Source organism: Thiocystis violacea (genome assembly GCF_016583575.1).
Lineage (GTDB): Bacteria > Pseudomonadota > Gammaproteobacteria > Chromatiales > Chromatiaceae > Thiocystis > Thiocystis violacea.
Genome location: NZ_NRRG01000002.1, coordinates 156,895 through 173,047 on the forward strand (window position 1 = coordinate 156,895; position 16,153 = coordinate 173,047).

The window sequence follows — 16,153 nt, forward strand, 5'->3', positions numbered from 1 at the left end:
CGGACAGGGATTGTCACTGGTTCACGTCTCTGGCCGGCTCCCGCTCTCCGGCACGCCCGATCTATACTTAGCGTTTGGCCCGCGTGGGCTTTTTACCCTGATCTGGAGCAAGACGATGGCGCAAGGCGCAATCAAAAAGGTGGTCCTGGCCTATTCCGGCGGACTGGACACCTCGGTCATTCTGAAATGGCTGCAAGAGGAGTACGGCTGCGAGGTGGTGACCTTCACCGCCGACATCGGCCAGGGCGAGGAGTTGGAGCCGGCGCGCGCCAAGGCGACGGCGGCCGGGGTCAAGGAGATCTATATCGACGATCTGCGCGAGGAGTTCGTGCATGACTTCGTCTTCCCCATGTTCCGCGCCAATACGATCTACGAGGGCGAGTATCTGCTCGGCACCTCGATCGCCCGTCCGCTGATCGCCAAGCGACTGATCGAGATCGCCGCCGAGACCGGCGCGGATGCCATCGCCCACGGCGCGACCGGCAAGGGCAACGATCAGGTCCGCTTCGAGCTGACCGCCTACGCGCTCAACCCCGAGATCAAGATCATCGCCCCCTGGCGCGAGTGGGATCTGCTCTCGCGCGAGAAGCTGATGGCCTATGCCGAGCAACACGGTATCGCGGTCGAGATGAAGCGCGACGGGACCAAGTCGCCCTATTCCATGGACGCCAACCTGCTGCATATCTCCTACGAGGGCTATGACCTGGAGGATCCCTGGGTCGAGCCGGGCGCCGACATGTGGCGCTGGAGCGTCGCGCCCGAGGAGGCCCCGAACGAGCCAACCACCATCGAGCTAACCTTCGAGCAGGGCGATCCGGTCGCCATCGATGGGAAGCGACTGAGTCCGGCGGAACTGCTGGCGGAACTGAACCGCATCGGCGGGGCCAACGGCATCGGTCGCGCCGACCTGGTCGAGAACCGCTATGTCGGCATGAAGTCGCGCGGCTGCTACGAGACCCCCGGCGGCACCATCCTGCTCAAGGCCCATCGCGCCATCGAGTCACTGACCTTGGACCGCGAGGCGGCGCATCTCAAGGACGAGCTGATGCCGCGCTATGCCAGCCTGGTCTACAACGGCTACTGGTTCACGCCGGAGCGTCAAATGCTGCAAGCCGCCATCGATCACACTCAGAAGGTCGTCAACGGCGAGGTGCGGATGCGGCTCTACAAGGGCAACGTCATGGTGGTCGGGCGCCGGTCCGAGACCGACAGCCTCTTCGACGCCTCGATCGCGACTTTCGAGGAAGACGCCGGGGCCTACGATCAAAAGGACGCGACCGGCTTCATCCGGTTGAACGCGCTGCGTCTGCGGGTCGCCGGGCGTAAGCGGGGCTGATCCGGACAGTCACCCGTCCGGTCTCTAGCCGTTGGGCGGTTCAGGTGTCATCCAGTCGCGACCCTGACCGCCCAACCCGTCCCTTCGCTCGGTGCGAACAGGTCATCCAGGCCGGACAAGTACCGCGAACCAGACCCCATCGACTCCGTCGCCAGTGACGTCGCCGGGATTCTCGTCGCCGATCCAGCGGTAGAGTGGCCGCCCCTCGTAACTCCACTGCCAGCTTCCGTCCGCGCGCTGGAGCCGACCGAATGGCGCGGCGGGCCTGATCGCCTCGGACGCCGCGAGGGGTCGCCATGCCCCGAGGCAGCCATCGCCGCAGGCCGAGGGATCCGCGCGCTCCGCGACCGGCGCATAGAGGGTTCGCCCCCCATGATCAGCAAGCACCGCGCCAAGGCGGCCCTGCTCGACCCTGAAGGTTTCCGCGACAGCCGCGAGTTCGACGACCCGCGCCAGTAGATGGCGCTCCCGCCGAGGCTCATCCTCGCCCCGATCCGAGATGGCCGGGAGTGCCGCGGGCGCGGGCATCGGGGCCGACGGCATCGGCGCGACCGGCCGAGGCGCGGCCGAATATCCTGGCGCGGGATACCCCTGGGGCGCGTATGGGGCGTAATAGTATGGCTGGGGATAATAGTAATAACCTTGGGTCGTCGGCGACGGCTCCGCTTGAGAGATCGCCGGAAACGACAGGGCCAGACAACTCAGAATTCCAATAGGCATCCATCCATTCACTGGGACGCAGGCTCCACGGCTTGTTGAAGAAAATCCAGTACCTCTTCGTCGCGATAGGGTTTGACGAAATAGGCATCGACCCCGGCCCGCACCGCCTCGCGCCGATGCTTCTCGGTCGAGCGCGAGGTGATCATGGCGATCGGCAAGGCGCTGGTCGCGGGCTGCGAGCGCAGGTGCGCGGTCAGCTCCAGACCGTTCATCTGAGGCATCTCCATGTCGACCAGCAGCGCGTCCACCGGGTCGCGAGCAAGGATCCGGATCGCCTCCAGGCCATCGCGGGCGGCGAGCGGCCGGTAACCGCTGTCCTCGACGAGCCGGGACAGGATCCGTCGCATGGAGAGCGAGTCATCGACGACCAGAACGGTCGGAGGCCGCGCGCGCTCGGTCGCTTGCTGGGCGAGCCTGTCGGAGCTATCGGCGCCCGCGACGACGCGCGACAGGCCGCGCGGCTCGATGATGGGAACCACCCGACCGTCGCCCAGGATCGACGCCGACATCAATCCCGGCACGCGCGGGATCAGCGCGCCGAGCTTCATGATCACCAGCTCGCGGCCTTCGAGCAGCGCCTCGACCATGATCGCCCGCTCGCCGATCTCGGAATCCACCAGCAGGACCACCTGGCGGCCCTGCCTGGGATCGCGCGCCGGCACACCCATGAGACTGTTGAGATGGCTCAGGGCGAAGGTGCCTTCGGCGTGGCGGAAGGTCCAGCCATCCCCGGTTTCCTGGATCTCGCCTTCGTCCGAGACCACCGCCAGCCGCACTTCGTTGGCGGGAATCGCCAGCAACTGCTCATCGCAGCGGACGAGCAGACAGTAGAGGGTCAGCAAGGAGGCGGGCAGTCGCACCGTGAGCCGATAACCCTTGCCGGGCTCCGAATCAATCGCCAGCGAACCTCCGAGCGCTCGGACGGTGCTGGCCACGACATCCATGCCGACGCCCCGACCCGACACCTGCGTCACCTGACCGCGGGTGGAGAAGCCGGGCCGAAGCGTCAATAGGGCCGCTTCCTGATCCGACAGCTCGGCGTCGGCGTCGATCAGCCCGATGTCGATCGCCTTGGCGCGGACCCGCGCCAGGTCCAGGCCGCGTCCGTCGTCGCCGATGACGAGCTGGATCCGGTCGCCCAAGTGTCCGAACCCGATGTCGAGCCGACCCTGACGCGGCTTGCCCGCGATCTCCCGCTGGTCGCCCAGCTCGATGCCGTGATCGATCGCGTTGCGAATGACGTGCAGCAGGACGGGCATCAGCCGGTCCATCACCTCGCCGTCGATCCTCGTCTCCCCGCCGTGAACGATCAGCTCGACCTCCTTGCCGGTCGCGCGGCAGGTCTGGCGCGTCACGCGCTGCAAGCGCGCGACGACCGAAGCGACCGGGACCAATCGCGTCGCCATGGTCAACTGACGCATCCGCTGGCTCAGCTTGATCTGCTGACGCGACAGCTCGTCGAGATCGCCGAGCGTCTCGCCCAGGGTTCGCGCCAGCTCGCGCGCATCGCTCACGCCCTCGTTGAGGTGACGGGTGGCGATGTACATCTCGTTGTACTGCTCCAGTTCCAGCGGGTCGAAGACGCTTTCGGGACTGGAAGAGCCGCCTCCGACGCCCTGACTGCCCAGCCCGCGCAGATCGACCAGTTTTTCCAGCTCCGCCACATACAGGAAATTGCGCTGCTCGATCTCGCCGGACTCGCGCAGGGTGCGTTGTGCCTGCCGCAGCCGCTCCTCGGATTGCGAGAGAGTCATCGTCAGCTCGCCGACCTGACGCAGGAGATCGTCGATCACCCGGGCGGGAACCTGGATATAGGCTTCGTCCTCGTCCGGAGCGGCCTCGGGAGCCGCCTCCGCCGAGTCGGAGGCCACCGTGGAGCGCGGCGCGGACGCCTCGTCGCCGAGCGCGGCAAGGCCCTCGCGATCGATGCGATTGGCCCAGTCCAGCACCTCCAGCATGATCGGACGCAGCGCCTCGGGATCCCAGGGTTCGACGCCTTCCAGGACGTCGAACATGATCGCCAGTCCATCGGCCCCCGCCGTCAGGGTCTCGCCCAGGGCCGCGCTCGGCGCCACGCCCTGCTCGGTCAGGAATTCCAGAAGATCTTCCAGGTGATGACTCAGGACCGCGATGGCGCGCACGCCGCAGACATTGGCCGAGCCTTTGAGCGTATGCGCGAAACGCTGGGCCTCGCGCAACGCCGCCTCACCGCCCGCCCCGGCGATAATCCGTTGCAGGACCGTCGCCAATCCGAGCGCCAGATCGGGTCCCTCGCGGCGGAAGCTGGCGAGGATCGCGGCATCGATCTCCTCGGCCGGGCGCAGATCCAGATCCTCGGGCTCGATCTCTCTCGCGCGCGACGGACGCTCCTCGCTCTCCACCAGCAGCGGATCGCGGTACAGCTCCAGGATCAGCTCTTCGGCGTTGACCGGCGACAGCGGGTTCGGCCAGCGTGGATCGAGCAAGGTCTCCACCAGCTCGATCCGCGTCGACGCGACCAGCGGTGCCTCCAGATACTCCAGCAGACACCGCGGCAGACGCTCCAGATCCTCCAGCATGGAATCCGGCCAGGCGACCTCCGGGGGCATGGCGGCGAATTGATATCCGAGACTGGCGCATAGCGTCGCCAGGGACACGAAGCCCGCCTCGGCCGCCGCTCCGGCGAATCGCGCCAGAATGTCGCGACAGGCGCGCGCGGCACCGGCGCGAGCCTCGCCATCGCTCGCGCCGGCGATGGCCCGGATGCGTCGCAGCAACTCCTCGCGGCTATCCTCGACGGCATAGGCCAGAAGCGCATAGAGCTCGGCCGCGGCGTCGCCGAGCTCGGTCTCGTCGGGTTCCTCGATCACCTGATGCGCGGCGACGGCCGACGCGAGCGAAGCCCCCCGAGGCGGCTCTACCCCGCCGCGCTCGGCCGCGACCCGTTCCAGCGGTTCGGCGGCTTCGGGCTCTGGCTCGGTTCGCGGTTCGGCAGGCGCGCGCCATCGGGACGCGGACTCGTCGCTCAGGGGCGGGTCGAAGGACTCCGAAGTCGCCAGATCAAGCAGCGCCTCGATGACTTCCTCGTCGTCGGGCGCCTCGAAGTGAGCCTCCAGCAGGGCCAGCAGTTCCAGAACCAGCGCCATGGCCTCGCCATCGCTGTCCTCGGCCAGATCGGGAAGGCCGCTGACGGCCATCTCCATCAGCCCCAGCAGTTCGGCCAGATGCGGCCCCAGCGGCTCAAGCCTTGACCAGATATCCGCCAGAATTTCGGCGAAATCATTCGCCGCCGCCAGGCGGTCCTCGCTCGACGCCGAGGACTCGCCGGCCAGTTCCACGGCCTCTTGCAGCGCGGGCGCCGCCGCGACAAAGACCTCGGCCATCGCGCCAGGGTTCATGTTGCTCGGTCCTAGCCCTGAACGGGCTCGTTGGCCTTGGCCGGCGTCGGCAGACGGAACAGCGCGATCGCCTTGATCAATTGCTCCGAGTCATCCACAAGCCGATTGGTCTCCAGCGCCTGATGATCGAGCTGATCGGTGGTCTCGACCGAGCTCGCGCGCATGGACTCGACGCGCTCCATCAGGGCGCGGTTGGCATCCACCTGCGCCTGGGCGCGCGCGTCGATCTGACGTACCGCCTCGGCCAGATCGGTCGTGTTGCGCTGGGTCGCCAGCATCAGCTCGCCCGCGCCCTCGACCGTGCGTGATTCGGTTCCGACGGCCTCGGTCGCCTCGTTCACCGTCTGAATGCTATCCAGGGTCTCCACCTGGATGTTGGCGATCAGGGTCTCGATCTGGCTAGTCGCGCCGCGCGAGCTGTCGGCCAGACGCTGCACCTCCTGGGCGACCACGGCGAAACCGCGTCCGGCCTCGCCGGCCGTCGCCGCCTGCATCGCGGCATTGATGGCGAGGACGTGCGTGCGCTCCGAGAAGCTGTTGATGATGTCGACGATCCCGCTGATCTCCTGGGATCGCTCGCTAAGGCGCTTGATGCGCTTGCCGGTCTCCTGAATGGTGCCGCGGATGTTGGCCATGCCCGCCACCGCGCCCTTGACCGCGGCCAGCGCCTGGTCGGTGGAGGCGGACGCCTTTTCGGCCGACTCATGACAGAAGCGCGCCAGCTCGGCGACGCCGATAATCGCCTCGACCGCCTCCGCCAGGTCATTGGCCGTCTGCTCGATGGCCTCGCGCTCGACGGCGGCCACCTCGACCACCCGTCGCCCCTGTCCCTGCACTTGCTCCGAGGCCCGACCCACCCGCTCGGCGATCTCGCGCACCTGTAGCAGCACCCGGGCGCTCTCGGAGGTGATCTGGTTGAGGGCGTCGCGCAGCGGACCCGTGATGTCTTCCTTCACGGGCACCTTGAGCGTCAGGTCGCGCGCCTGACTGATCTCGGCGCCGACCACCAGCATCTCGATGATGGAGTCGTTGAGTTGGTCGTTCTGACGCTCCAGGAAATCGATGCCGCTGTTGAAGGCATCGACCGTGCGACCGAGCTCGTCGTCCGCGTCGGGCGCGAGACGCTCCGAGAAATCGCGGCGCGCCTCCATGCCATGCAGCGCGTTGCGGATGCGCTCGGCCGGGCCGAGGATGAAACGCTTGGAGAGCTTGGCGATGGCCAGATAGATGACGATGCCGGTGAGCATCGCGCTCAGGACCAGCAGCGCGATGATCAGCACGGTCGTGACCTCGCGCTGGTGCTGCGTGTCCGCCGTCAGCACGGAGAGGCGCTCGTCCAGATAGGTCTCGGCCGCCGAGCGGAAGCTCTGGTTCAGACCGATGACCACCTTGCCGACTTCCCGGCCGCCTCGCTCGATCGGAAACTCGCGAAAAGGCTTGGTGGCGTCCACCGCCTCCGCGCCTGGGATCGCCTTGCCGATCAGACTCGCGCCGGTGGCGTCCTGGATATCGACGAAGCTGAATTCCGGATCCTGCTCGACGAGCGTGGCCAACGCCGAAAGATTCGTGCCCACGTCCAACGCCGGCTCGCGTCGCGCCAGTTCCGCGAGCAGCACGCCCGCCGTCTCGATCGAGCGGATGGTCTTGAGTTGAAGCTGACTCGCCAGCTCGCCGCGTGTCTCGGCGTCGAGATCGCGCGCCAGCACCGAACGCTCTTCGTCGAGACCGTCGAGGCCCCACAAAATGGCTCCGGAGACGAGCACGAACACCGCGAGCACCAGGGCGGTGGTGGCGATGGTGAGCTTCGCCGAGATACTGAGGTCGGTAAGTTTCATGATGAGTCCCTTAACGAAATGACGACGGCTCAGAGCCTGCCGGCGTGACGGGCGAGCCGGCTCAGGAGTCCGCCGAGATCGAGTTCGGCGTACCGGATCCCTTCCACGTCAAGACCGCGGAGGATGAGATCCTCGGGCAGACCCGGCCAGGGTGGCTGAAGTTGGGCGCTCGCCTCCGCCGCAAGCCTGATGACGGTGATCTCGTCGATGCGCAAGGCGGCGCGGGCATCGCGCTCGCCCAGCACGAGGAAATAACCGCGCGCCGAGACCCCGCCGCCAGCGAGCAGGGCGCCCAGGTCGTATACGGGGACCAGTTCGCCGCGAAAATTGGCGAGCCCAAGACACCAGGGTTTGGTGAACGGCAGGCGGGCGAGGAACAGCGGGGGAGAGACCTCGGCCGGGAGGTCCATGGGGATAAGGAACCAGTATTCGCCAATCCGGAAGGCGTGAGCGATCCGGCCCGCGTCCAGCCCCGGATCCTCGGTCGCGACGGCCGGCGCGAACCAGCGCAAGGTCTCGGGGTCCAGCGGCGCCCGTTCGGTCTCCCGAGCCTGGGGGTCCATCAGGGCGCCGCCTGGCCGCCGAGGAGTCGCTCGACATGCCGCAGCACGTCCTCGGCCGAGCAGGGCTTGACCACGTAGCCCTTGGCCCCCTGCAACTGCGCCCAGACCTTGTCGGCTTTCTGATTCTTACTGCTGACGATCACCACCGGAACGCCGCCCAGCTCCGGATCCTCGCGCAGCGAGCGGGTGGCGTGATAGCCGTCGATGTCGTCCATGACGATATCCATGAAGATCAGGTCGGGACGTTGCTCGCGCGCGATCTCCATCCCTTCCCTGCCGGACGCGGCGGTTATGACCACATGCCCGGCCTTGACCAGCATGTTGCGCAAATGATCGCGATCGGTCGCCGAATCTTCCACCACCAGTAGCTTTGCCATACCCTTGATCTTGTCCTCGAAATGTATTTATTTCAGATAGCGGTGCAGCGTTTCATCCAGGCTGCCGATCGCCAGGGGCTTGGTGAGATAGCCATCCGCGTGGGCGAGCGAGCCGCGAAGTTTGTCGATCCGCGAGGTCTTCCCGGTCAACATCACGACCGGTGCCTGAACGTGGATCTCTTTTTTCAACTGGCGCGACACGTCATAGCCATTGATGCCGGGGAGCATCACATCGAGGAAGATGAGGTCGTAAGGCCGTTCCCGAGCCTTGATCAGCGCCTCTTCGCCCGTCTCCGCGAAATCGACCTCGAAGCCCTCCTTGGCCAAGCGCACCTCCATCATCTTGCGGACCGATTCGCTGTCGTCGACCACCAGGATGCGTCGGATCAGACCCGCCACCCCGGCGTGAGTCTCGGACACGCCGGAGCCAGCGATGAGATGGCGCGGCATATCGTCGTGGATCGCGAGTTCGGGGGCGAAGTGATAGACGTCGGTGACCAGTTCGTCCAGGGCCTTCAAGACCCGGCTGGCCAGCACCGGACGCTTCACGAAGACACTCTTGACGCCCTCGAACAGGTCGGAATGCTTGCTGGCCATGCCGATGCGGATGACCGGGAAGTCCGTCCGGCGGAGCCGTTGACAGAGCTCGACCCAGGACTCCGCGCCCGCCGGCAGATCCTCGTTGAGGAGACAGATGTCCGGCCGATCCCGTCCGTTCTCCCAGCGCACGTATCGCCGGGAACGCACGACGGAAAGCTTGAAGGCACTTCCCAGCGCCTTATGCTCCCGATCGGGAAACCCGCACAACGCGACCGTGAACTCTCTGCTTGCGGCTGTGGTCACTTTGGAATCACCGTTTCTTAACACAGAATTTCAGCCGGCGATCATTGCCGATCGGCTGGCGCATCGGCCCTTGTGGACCGGGGCGGCCATCATGAGCCGCGCTTTTTGGAATTCAGACGGATATCGATTCGACGAGAGGCGCGCCCATGGCTGGGACACGCCCTGGTTAAAACCGCGCCAGATTAACCCGCCGGCCGCCTGTCGGACCTTGATCGCTCTCACAGATCCGACACGGCGAGTGAACCGCCCCGGTCAGGCGTCGCGGGCGAAACGCTCGCGCCTCGCCCGCGAGATCTCGCGCGCGGCGTGGATGACCAGCAGCCCCCAGATCACCTTGTTGACGAGGTCGCCCAGGTTGAAGGTGAACTCGCGCAGCACCACGCCGATGCCTTGCTCGAACAGCACGGTGTGAAAGTAGCCCGCCGGATAGATGGTCCAGCCGACCAGAATGAAGAAGAACATGTAGCCGAGCGTATCGCGCTGCGCGGGGATCAACTCGTCGCTGGGCAGCTTGCGCAGCACGCGGTAGATCGAGATGAGCATGGAGACCCAGAGCGTGACGCCCAACGCGAAGCACAGAAGACTCAGGTTGGTCGCCTCGCCCGCGCTCAACATCGACTGCTCGCCGACATACCCCGCCGAGATCATCCCGGCATCGGCCAGCGCCAGCCCCAGCGCGAACCCCGTGCCGACCCGCTCGACGCCGATCAACAAGGGGAACATGAGGATCAGCATGACGGTGGTGATCAGCCAGTACCCATAACGGACGGATAGCGGAAACTCGCCCAGGGCGCGAATCAGGATGGCTGGCTCCGCCGCGCCGCTCACCAGAGGTTGAAGGCTCGCGAAATAGTACAGATGCAGGGCCGAGGACAGGCCGCAAATGATGACATTGAGCAGCACGAGCAAACGGAGCTTCGGCTCGATCCGCGGAAACTGAGCGAGGAAATAGACCACCGCGAGGAACGCGGCCAGGCTACAGAATAAGAACGAGAAATAGGTCAAGCTGAACAATGTGGTCATGGGTTCCGTTCCTGTCTTTCGGAATGTCGCGCGCGAAGCCGCGCGGTACTCGGGTTCCGGCCGAGGCGACACGCCCGATGCCCCAGCCGGGATCGCAAGATTAAACCCAATGCCTGGACGGGGGTGAAATTGTGCCGAAGCGGCCCGCTCACGGCCCGCGCGCCGATGGCCATGCGCGACGCCGGATGCGAAAACCGTGACGTCGAGCCCATGGCGTCGCGCCGGGAGCCTCCGCGCTAGGGGCTATCCATGGCTCCCTGGCCATCAGGATCGCGCGGTGCGACAAAACGCAGACTCATCACGAGGAGCGCGTGGGGAAAGGTCAGCGCGGCCAAACCGATGAACAGCACCTGAAGCGTCGCCTGGATCCCGGCGCGCTCGGGCGAAAGCAGCGCGAAGGCGCCAAGCGCCAGCACCCAGGTCAGGAGCGTCATCGGCCAGGCGTGGTCGAGCGCGCGCCTAACGGCCCCGGAACGCCGCGCCGATTCACCGGCCATCGCATAGCGCGTCAGATAACGGGCCGAGTGCAGCAGTCCGAAATACACCGCGAACGCGACCAGGGGCGGCGTGACCACGAAGAGCGCGGCGATGGTCGCCAGCTCGATCAGCGTCCACCATTCGCGCCGAGGGAGCGATGCGCGGCGCGCGAACAGGCCTCCCAGGAGCGACGCGGCCAGCAGGAGCAGCAACGGCCACAGCGCCCCGACCCCCTGGGTCAAGGCCAGCGCGGCCTCGGTGGGGATCAACTGACCGAACAGCCAGGCCGTCTGCGCCGGATGGAAGGCGAGCGGGAGCACGATCGGCATGGCACCGCGCAACAGCACCTCGGCGATGTAGCCGGACCTCCACGCCAGCGGTGCCCGCGTATCCTCGACGCCCCAGTGCAACACCGTCGCCGCCAGAAAGGCCGCGAGCATGGGCGCGGGAAAGGCGATCCATGCCGCGATCACCAGCCCCCCGAGCAGGAGATAGAGCACGAATCCGACCCACAGAAGCTCGGCGCGTCCGAGTCGCGCGGCTAGGGCTTTCATATGCATGAAATCCAGCGCGCCGTGCGGAATGCCCAGCAACGCCACCGAGACGACGGCGAGCGCCATCTCCAGCGCGAACGGAAGGCGCGCGTCGAGCCATCCCCAGAGGAGAATCGCGACCGCGGACATCGCCAGAAAGCTCGCGACCTGGAGCTTATCGGCCCGGCTTGGGTCTTCCCTATCGAGGATCGCTGACGTGATCATAAGGTTCTCGCTCTGATTGTGGAGGCGCCGCGCCAATCCAGCACGGGTCATCGGTTGGTCGAAGCCTGGACGTGAGCGCGCGTCTCACCGCCGTTTTAAGGAAAGGCCAGGTCGGCAGGGCGGCGATCACATCGAAATAATCCCCGAGGCTCCCTCGATCGGAGAGGAAGCGCACCGTGGCGTCGGCCTCGACCTGGTCGAAAATCGCAAAAAAGGTCGCCGCCGTGGTGGCGGGTTCGTCGCGCAGACGTTGGAGAAAGATCCCGTCCACCCAGCCGGACAGGGCCGAATAGGGTCGCGCCGGGATCGCCTCGGGGCCGGACGCGACCAAGGCGGCGGCGAAGGCTTGCGACCAGCGCTGAATGGCGAGGAACGCATATCCGGTGCTGGGCCTGACCAGCCCGGCGCGCGTCCCGATCGGGTGATAGCCAGCGGGCCACCGGGAGCGCGTGGCGATCGGCAAGCCCATCGGGATCGCACCGCGCTCTCGGTCGAGAATCGCGTAGCGCTCGGCGCCAAGACGGGTCGCCAGATAATCCCGCAGCCATCGTTCGTCGCGCTCGCGATCCCCGAACGGCTCGCTGGAAAGTCGGGTCGTCTCGACCAGGGCCTCGGTCGGCGAGTAGGGCAGCACATAGCAGAAGGCCCCGCCGCCGGCCTGGTCGGTCCAGAAGTCCATGAGGGTGACGCAGGATGGGTCGAACAGCGGCTCCTGGACACGCACATGCCAGCCCAGGAAATGCTGCGTCAGCACCGGCGGACCGAAGGCGGGCGCGGGGGGACGGGCGTCGAGCAGAATTGGCGCGCGCACTGGACCGCGCGTGGTTTCCACCTCGAAACCGCTGGACGTCGCGGAGACCCGACCCGCTCGGGTTTCCCGCCAGAGCGCCATGGTTGGAACGGCGGCGAGGCACCGCAGCGCCGAGGCGTAGAAACGGTCGGCCGGTATCCGCTCGTAAGCGTAGGCGTGCGTGGACTGCCGGGCCTCGCGTTCGCCCAGGCGCACGGACCAGGTCGTCCAGCGGTGCGTGACGCAGTCCTGGAAACTATGTGGCCAAAGGCTCCAGTAACACCACAGGCGGTCTCGCGCGTAATCCTTCCGGGGCTCGACGATCAGGACACGACCCGCGTAACCCCGCCCAGCCAGTTCGACGGCCAGGCTCAGGCCCGAGCATCCGCCCCCGAGGATCAGCAGATCGACCTGCTCCACCGGCCGCGACCGCTATCAAAAGGTTCCGCCGTTCCAGCCGAACAGATGTCCGGGCGGCGCGGCGAACTCGATATAGATTCGCTCGGAGGGCACGCCGAGCGCCCCGGACATGAGATCGCACAAGGCGCGCGAATAGTCGCTGGTCTTGTCCTCCGGCAGTCCCAGACTCTTGAGTTCGAGGTAGGCGGCGGGCCGGGCATCGCCGGCGAAGAGGATGTCGCGGCCATCCTCGAGAATCACCATGACATAGGATTCGGGCTTGCCGAGCATCTCGGCCAGCGCGCGGGACGCGGTGGCGAGCAGGTCGGCGCGGCGATCGGTGGGGGCTTGGACGTTGGTCAGGATGCGGAGCGTGGGCATGGGCATGGGTCTCGTGCGTTGGACAACGGGGCCAATGATAGGGCAAGGCCGCCGGTATCGTCCGTTCCAACGCATCCCAGGTGCGACCACACGGTGAGGCGTACCAGCCATCACCCGTAGGATGGGCAGAGCGAGAGCGATGCCCATCCCGTACGCTCCGAGGCCCAAGATACAAGGCCATGGTCGCACCCACGCATCCCGAACCCTCAAAGCGAACGCGAAACGGGGCGATCCCAGGCGTCGCTCCCGAAACCGGCCGGGCCGGATCCACTGAAGACCCGACTCACCGATCGAGCGGCAGGATCCGCAACAAGGCCCCATCGCGCTGGTCGGTCAAGACATAAAGATAGCCATCCGGTCCCTGACGCACGTCGCGGACGCGCTGGCCGATGGTCAGTTTTTCCTCGCCGATCACGGTCTCGCCATCAAGCTGGATCTTGCGGATCTGGCCGAACTTGAGCGCGCCGCTGAAGAGCTGTCCCTTCCAGCCCGGATAGCGGTCGCCGCTGTAGTAGGCCAACCCGCTGGGCGCCTTGGACGGGGTCCAGTTCACCTTGGGCGCGGGGACATCGGCGCGCTGGCCGTGGTCGGAGATCGCCGGCCCCCAGTATTCCTTGCTGTAGGTGACCTCGGGCCAGCCGTAGTTCTGTCCGGGGATGATGAGGTTCAGCTCATCGCCACCTCGGGCGCCATGTTCGGTGGCCCAGACGCGCCCGCTCTCGGGGTCGCGGGTCAGTCCCTGGATATTGCGATGACCCAGGCTGTGGATCTCGGGCCGAGCGCCGACCTCGCGGGTGAAGGGATTGTCCGCCGGAACGCCGCCATGCTCGTCCAGCCGCACGATCTTGCCGAACAGGGTTCCAAGCCGCTGGGCTTGCCGACGAATGGGCTCGCCCCGGAAGGAGACCGGCGTATTGCCGCCATCGCCGAGGCTCATCAGCAGAGTCTTGTCCGGCAGCCAGAGAAGCCTGGAGCCGAAATGCTGGCCGTCCGACTTGGTGTCTGGATTCTGGAACAGAATCTCCAGATCCGCGAGCCGGTCGCCGGTGAACCGACCGCGAGCGAGCGCGGTGCGGTTGGCCTCACTGGTTCCGGTCGCATAGGTGAGGTAAACCCAGGGATGGCGCTCGAAGTCCGGATGCGGGGCGATGTCCATGAGTCCGCCCTGCCCGTGGGACAGAATCTCCGGAAGACCGCCGATGGGCGTCGGATCCAGCTTGCCGTCGCGGATGAGGCGCAGCCGTCCAGGCCGCTCGGTCACCAGGGCGGATCCATCCGGCAGCCAGGCGATGGACCAGGGATGCTCAAGCCCCTTGACGAGGGTCTCCGCGCGCCAACCGCGCGCCTCGGGCACATCGCCCGTGGGCTTGACCGGACCCGGAGGGGAGGCGCCATGCGCGAGGGCAACGCAGACCAGGAGACAGGGAAGCAAGGCGGAAGGGGATTTCATCCGGTGCTCCGCATGGATTCGAAGTCTAGGCCGGGGACGGGGCGTCACCGGCCGGATCGGCTTCGGCGACTGGCCGCTCGGATGGAGCTTCGCCGCGCGCCTGAAGCGTCTCGAATGGATCGGGCGCCCGGCGCGCCTGCCCGGCATCCTTGAGCCGTCCGAGATAATCGAGCCAGAGCGGCTGCCAGGCGCGGCCCAGCTTGTACAGATATTGCCAGTCGTAGAGACCCGAGTCGTGACCGTCGTCGAAATGGATCTTGAGCGCGTAGAGGCCGATCGGCTGCAACTGCGTGATATTCACCCCCTCCTTGCCGACCTGGAGCTTGGCCGTGGCGGGTGAATGGCCGCGCACCTCGGCCGAGGGCGAATAGACCCGCAGATACTCGCAGGGCAGACGGAAGCGCGCCCCATCGTCGAACAGGATCTCAAGCACGCGGGACTGCTGGTGCAGTTGGATATCGGTCGGGAGCGAATGCTGTTCCATGGAAAACCCGGTCGTCGCGAATGGCTGTTGCGGGCCATGATTGGGGCGGGTTGACGAACGCCAACCATCCAGGGGACGGGGAAAGCGGGTCGGACGGGTTTCGCCGCGCTCCCCATCCATGCCCCTTGAGGCTCGGAGCCAGGAGGATGGGGATGCCGCCTCTCGGCCAGGCTCGGCCGGCTTATGTCTTGAGCTTTCGGAGTTTGGAGGATGGGTTTCGCTTTGCTCTACCCATCCTACGCCTTGGCCCCCATGGCGCGCGCGCGGGCGGCACGGGCGGCGAGTCCGGCGGCGTCGATCGCGGGTCCGCGTACCTCCGGCCAGCCACCGCAGTGCCGGATGATCAGATCGGCCAGCATCGCCATGTGGTCGGCGTCGTCGTTCAGGCAGGGGATGTAGCTGTAGGACTCGCCACCGGCCTCCAGAAAGAGGTGGCTGTTCTCGATCGAGATCTCTTCGAGCGTCTCCAGACAGTCGGCGGAAAAACCGGGCGAGAGCACCTGGACCGACTTCACGCCTTGCGCGCCCCATTCCTTGAGGGTGACGTCCGTATAGGGCTTGAGCCATTCGCGCTTGCCCAGACGGGACTGGAAGGAGAGGAACCAGCGCTCGGGGGGCAGTTCCAGATGTTCGGCGACCAGTCGCGCCGTTTTCTGGCACTGGCAATGGTAGGGATCGCCCTTCTCGAAATACTCCTTGGGGATACCGTGAAAGGAGAACAGCAGGCGCTCGGCCTGACCCTCCTTGGCCCAGTGCGCGCGGATACTGGCGGCGAGCGCCTCGATATAGCCTGGCTCGTCGTGGTACTGGTTGATGAAGCGCAGCTCCGGCAGCCAGCGCCAGCGCCTAAGTTCCTGGGTGACGGCATCGAAGACCGAGGCGACGGTGGAGGCGGAATACTGCGGATAGAGCGGGAAGACCAGAACCCGACGGGCGTTGGCCAGCCGCAGCTCGGCCAGACCGGCGGCGACCGACGGGTTGCCGTAACGCATGGCCAGGGCGACCTTGACCGGACCGCCCAGCCGGGCATCGAGCAAGACCTGCATCGCCCTGGCCTGACGTCTGGAGATGTCGAGCAGGGGCGAGCCGTCCTGGGTCCAGATCGAACGATAGGCCGCCGCCGAGCGGGCCGGCCGCGTCCTCAGGATGACGCCATGCAGCAGCAGCATCCAGGGCAGTCGCGCCATCTCCACGACGCGCCGGTCGGAGAGGAACTCGGCGAGATAGCGCCGCACGTCCGACACGCCGGGCGTATCCGGGGTGCCGAGATTGACCAGCAGGACACCGAGACATTCCGGCGTGTCGTGGCGATAGTCAGGAGAATCCAGGAAGGTCATCCA

The 16,153-nt window shown here is 66.4% G+C and carries 14 protein-coding genes; 1 reads left to right on the forward strand and 13 read right to left on the reverse strand.

Annotated features, from left to right (window positions below):
* Positions 1 to 115: 115 nt before the first annotated feature.
* The gene (locus CKO27_RS01950; RefSeq protein WP_200373184.1) at positions 116 to 1,336 is read left to right on the forward strand and encodes an argininosuccinate synthase; all 1,221 of its coding nucleotides are present in this window, start codon (positions 116 to 118) and stop codon (positions 1,334 to 1,336) included.
* Between the two features lie 102 nt (positions 1,337 to 1,438).
* Here CKO27_RS01950 and CKO27_RS01955 read toward each other — a convergent pair whose 3' ends face one another.
* The 13 genes from CKO27_RS01955 to hemH form a co-directional block, all read right to left on the reverse strand.
* Positions 1,439 to 2,056 carry a COG4315 family predicted lipoprotein gene (locus CKO27_RS01955; RefSeq protein ID WP_200373185.1) on the reverse strand — a complete coding sequence of 206 codons (618 nt, stop codon included), beginning with the start codon at positions 2,054 to 2,056 and terminating at the stop codon, positions 1,439 to 1,441.
* An 8-nt stretch (positions 2,057 to 2,064) separates the two neighbouring features.
* Positions 2,065 to 5,433 carry a hybrid sensor histidine kinase/response regulator gene (locus CKO27_RS01960; protein ID WP_200373186.1) on the reverse strand — a complete coding sequence of 1,123 codons (3,369 nt, stop codon included), beginning with the start codon at positions 5,431 to 5,433 and terminating at the stop codon, positions 2,065 to 2,067.
* Positions 5,434 to 5,444: 11 nt separating this feature from the next.
* On the reverse strand, positions 5,445 to 7,268 hold the full coding sequence (locus CKO27_RS01965; protein WP_200373187.1) for a methyl-accepting chemotaxis protein: 1,824 nt from the start codon (positions 7,266 to 7,268) through the stop codon (positions 5,445 to 5,447).
* Between the two features lie 29 nt (positions 7,269 to 7,297).
* Positions 7,298 to 7,831, reverse strand: a complete 534-nt coding sequence (locus CKO27_RS01970) for a chemotaxis protein CheW (RefSeq protein ID WP_200373188.1) — start codon at positions 7,829 to 7,831, stop codon at positions 7,298 to 7,300.
* Positions 7,831 to 8,208, reverse strand: a complete 378-nt coding sequence (locus tag CKO27_RS01975) for a response regulator (protein WP_200373189.1) — start codon at positions 8,206 to 8,208, stop codon at positions 7,831 to 7,833. Before CKO27_RS01975 ends, CKO27_RS01970 begins: the two co-directional genes overlap by 1 nt.
* A gap of 27 nt (positions 8,209 to 8,235) precedes the next feature.
* Positions 8,236 to 8,955, reverse strand: a complete 720-nt coding sequence (locus tag CKO27_RS25125; RefSeq protein WP_200373190.1) for a response regulator — start codon at positions 8,953 to 8,955, stop codon at positions 8,236 to 8,238.
* Positions 8,956 to 9,303: 348 nt separating this feature from the next.
* Positions 9,304 to 10,074 carry a bacteriorhodopsin gene (locus CKO27_RS01985; RefSeq protein WP_200373191.1) on the reverse strand — a complete coding sequence of 257 codons (771 nt, stop codon included), beginning with the start codon at positions 10,072 to 10,074 and terminating at the stop codon, positions 9,304 to 9,306.
* 236 nt (positions 10,075 to 10,310) lie between these two features.
* Entirely contained in the window at positions 10,311 to 11,309 is a 999-nt protein-coding gene (locus CKO27_RS01990) for a Brp/Blh family beta-carotene 15,15'-dioxygenase (protein ID WP_200373192.1), read from the reverse strand.
* A complete protein-coding gene (locus tag CKO27_RS01995; protein WP_200373193.1) occupies positions 11,284 to 12,519 on the reverse strand; it encodes a lycopene cyclase family protein in 1,236 nt (411 codons plus the stop codon). The genes CKO27_RS01990 and CKO27_RS01995 overlap by 26 nt, the downstream gene beginning before the upstream one ends.
* A gap of 15 nt (positions 12,520 to 12,534) precedes the next feature.
* Positions 12,535 to 12,879: a phenylpyruvate tautomerase MIF-related protein gene (locus tag CKO27_RS02000; protein ID WP_200373194.1), complete on the reverse strand. Its 345-nt coding sequence runs from the start codon at positions 12,877 to 12,879 to the stop codon at positions 12,535 to 12,537.
* Positions 12,880 to 13,162: 283 nt separating this feature from the next.
* A complete protein-coding gene (locus tag CKO27_RS02005; protein WP_200373195.1) occupies positions 13,163 to 14,329 on the reverse strand; it encodes a PQQ-dependent sugar dehydrogenase in 1,167 nt (388 codons plus the stop codon).
* 25 nt (positions 14,330 to 14,354) lie between these two features.
* Complete coding sequence (locus CKO27_RS02010) at positions 14,355 to 14,813, reverse strand: gamma-butyrobetaine hydroxylase family protein (RefSeq protein WP_200373196.1); 459 nt, start codon at positions 14,811 to 14,813, stop codon at positions 14,355 to 14,357.
* Between the two features lie 236 nt (positions 14,814 to 15,049).
* Complete coding sequence (gene hemH, locus CKO27_RS02015) at positions 15,050 to 16,150, reverse strand: ferrochelatase (protein ID WP_200373197.1); 1,101 nt, start codon at positions 16,148 to 16,150, stop codon at positions 15,050 to 15,052.
* Positions 16,151 to 16,153: the final 3 nt, after the last annotated feature.

Coding starts and splice junctions, on each gene's coding strand:
- CKO27_RS01950 (WP_200373184.1), top strand. CDS start 116: ATGGCGCAAGGCGCAATCAAAAAGGTGGTCCTGGCCTATTCCGGCGGA.
- CKO27_RS01955 (WP_200373185.1), bottom strand. CDS start 2,056: ATGCCTATTGGAATTCTGAGTTGTCTGGCCCTGTCGTTTCCGGCGATC.
- CKO27_RS01960 (WP_200373186.1), bottom strand. CDS start 5,433: ATGAACCCTGGCGCGATGGCCGAGGTCTTTGTCGCGGCGGCGCCCGCG.
- CKO27_RS01965 (WP_200373187.1), bottom strand. CDS start 7,268: ATGAAACTTACCGACCTCAGTATCTCGGCGAAGCTCACCATCGCCACC.
- CKO27_RS01970 (WP_200373188.1), bottom strand. CDS start 7,831: ATGGACCCCCAGGCTCGGGAGACCGAACGGGCGCCGCTGGACCCCGAG.
- CKO27_RS01975 (WP_200373189.1), bottom strand. CDS start 8,208: ATGGCAAAGCTACTGGTGGTGGAAGATTCGGCGACCGATCGCGATCAT.
- CKO27_RS01985 (WP_200373191.1), bottom strand. CDS start 10,074: ATGACCACATTGTTCAGCTTGACCTATTTCTCGTTCTTATTCTGTAGC.
- CKO27_RS01990 (WP_200373192.1), bottom strand. CDS start 11,309: ATGATCACGTCAGCGATCCTCGATAGGGAAGACCCAAGCCGGGCCGAT.
- CKO27_RS02000 (WP_200373194.1), bottom strand. CDS start 12,879: ATGCCCACGCTCCGCATCCTGACCAACGTCCAAGCCCCCACCGATCGC.
- CKO27_RS02005 (WP_200373195.1), bottom strand. CDS start 14,329: ATGAAATCCCCTTCCGCCTTGCTTCCCTGTCTCCTGGTCTGCGTTGCC.
- CKO27_RS02010 (WP_200373196.1), bottom strand. CDS start 14,813: ATGGAACAGCATTCGCTCCCGACCGATATCCAACTGCACCAGCAGTCC.
- hemH (WP_200373197.1), bottom strand. CDS start 16,150: ATGACCTTCCTGGATTCTCCTGACTATCGCCACGACACGCCGGAATGT.